The sequence below is a fragment of the Streptomyces sp. NPDC050704 genome (assembly GCF_040654355.1).
Lineage (GTDB): Bacteria > Actinomycetota > Actinomycetes > Streptomycetales > Streptomycetaceae > Streptomyces.
In genome coordinates this window covers 1-1,019 of record NZ_JBFAHW010000285.1, presented here as the reverse complement: position 1 = coordinate 1,019, position 1,019 = coordinate 1, and the positions used below count along the sequence as shown (strand labels likewise).

General features: G+C 62.5%; 1 protein-coding gene. It reads right to left on the bottom strand.

Translation table 11 applies throughout. The features are described from left to right. Window positions 1-58 precede the first annotated feature (58 nt). Entirely contained in the window at window positions 59-511 is a 453-nt protein-coding gene (locus AB0I18_RS52145; RefSeq protein WP_363112910.1) for a peptidoglycan-binding domain-containing protein, read from the bottom strand. Between the last annotated feature and the right edge of the window lie 508 nt (window positions 512-1,019).

The window sequence follows — 1,019 nt, the reverse complement described above, 5'->3', positions numbered from 1 at the left end:
TAGCAGCCACCGACGTTCTGGCCTGGGTCACCCAACGCTGACGAGTTCCGCACAGCTCCTATTTGCAGGCGCCAGAGAACTCATTGTCGACGATCCGATACAACGGAAACATCATGGCGTAGTAGGTGTCTTCGCCGTACTCGCCGTCTACGTGGATTCGGTGCTGCGTCTGAACAGCGCGTACTGCTGCCTTGGTGGCGTCCCCGTAGATGCCATCGGGCACAAGATTAGGGATGCTGTTGTAGCAGTGGTTGATCGCCGCCTGAAGCGCTTTGACTTCGTCGCCTCGGGTTCCGTAGGCCATCCAGCAGATGTAGTGGGAGGCGCCGATGCCGCGCGCAGGCAGGTACTGATACCGCCCGCTGGGGCTGCTTGACGTCGTCTTCGTGGCCTTGGTGCACTCCCAGGGGTCAGCAGCAGAGGCAGGACTCGCGGTCAATCCAACCAGCAGCGTCGAGACCACGCCGATGATGGCACTGATGGCGCCGACCTTGAAACGGTTTCTGTTCACGGTTCTCCAGTTCGTAGGTAACTGACAGAGGCGAGTGCATTTGGCGTGTGCATGACCTTACGGATCTTCGGTGGAAGATCGAAGCCGAGTGCACCGACACACCCGCCCACACCTGCGTTCCGCTGTCAGCCCCGTACGGCGGGCACAGTAGCCCGGCTCGGCCGCTGAGTGTGCCGGTCGTTTGACCCACAAGGGAACGGCCGCCGCGAACACCGGAGTACGGGCAAGGCGGCGGACCGGACCGCCTCTGGTTTACAGCCGCGACCTTGTTGAGCTTGACTGCCGCTACCGCTGGGACCACGAGAAGTCGCCCTACGGGTCCGTCAGATCCGTGGCTCGCAGCGAAGGCGCGGGTCACCGCGGAGTGCGGAGGGTTGGGTGCTGGGGTTGTTGATTCGACAACTTTGCGACGTCATCGCGCAGCTTCTCCACGATCTGCTCGTACCGCTGGACGCTGGCGTTGCCGATCTTCTTCGTACTGGGCACCGTGCCCACCCCCTGCTGGCTG